At 49.5% G+C, this 962-nt stretch carries 1 protein-coding gene; it reads left to right on the forward strand.

Annotated elements, in window-relative coordinates:
* Positions 1-15 precede the first annotated feature (15 nt).
* Positions 16-962: hypothetical protein (locus COV43_06395; GenBank protein ID PIR25215.1), on the forward strand; the 947-nt coding region annotated here is incomplete at its 3' end.

Genomic DNA, 962 nt, shown 5'->3' on the forward strand with positions numbered 1-962 from the left:
GGGGGGCCCTAAGGGTTGCTGCAGGCTGTGGATGTTACTGGGTTGTGGGCACGAGAAAAAAAAGTGATTCACAAGCCAGAATTAATTGACGTGAACCTTACGGAAGAGGTTTCCACCTTAAGCGGTGAAGCTTTGGGTGCATTGCTTTCCGATATTTTTTACAAAGAGCTCAACCGCGGCGAACAGTTTCATCACAGCATTGTGTTTGTAAGTAGTGTGGACCAAATTGCAGGAACCGTTGCAACATTAAACGAAGTTGGAATTTCAGCTGAAGGCATTACGGGCGAAACTCCTCAAGCTGAACGTGATGCCATTTTTGAACGCTTTCGAAGTGGTAAAACACGAGTGCTCGTGAATTTTGGCGTGGTGGATGAAGGCCTCAACATTGAAAGCGTTGAAGTGGCCGTGCTTGCTTATAGTTCGAACTCGCGCCGCAAAGTGGTGCAGCATATTGGCCGCGTAAGCCGGCTTGATTCGCCCTCTGCTCTTGTGGTTGATTTGGGCGGAAACATGAGAAGGCATCACCTGGAAATCCAGGCCAGATCTATCTATGCGCAAGAAGGGCCAACGCTTACAAGGCAAGAAGCTGGAGAAACACGCGGCGCACGACCTGCACCAAAACGAAGTGGAACGGCTGTAATTGCAGGTTCTGGTGAAGTGTATCTCATCGGCACAACACCGGTAACGAATGACATTGCAACCACCTTTTCACACTTGAACATTTCTGCAGCTGACATCACCAGAGCAGCTTATCGCTTAAACATGAGTGCTGATCGCATTTTTGCTTATGCCAATAGCCTTGCCGTTCCGGCCTCACTTGAAGAAGTGATTCAAATGTCACGCGAGCTTGGCGATGCTGAAAATATTCTTCAAGCCGCGTGGGCACATGAGCGTGTTGCGCAAATGGCGCTCACACATCCGTATCCGCCTGACACCAGTGAAGAGTATGCCGCGTTCTACGA

Source organism: Deltaproteobacteria bacterium CG11_big_fil_rev_8_21_14_0_20_42_23 (assembly GCA_002796345.1).
Lineage (GTDB): Bacteria > UBA10199 > UBA10199 > 2-02-FULL-44-16 > 2-02-FULL-44-16 > 1-14-0-20-42-23.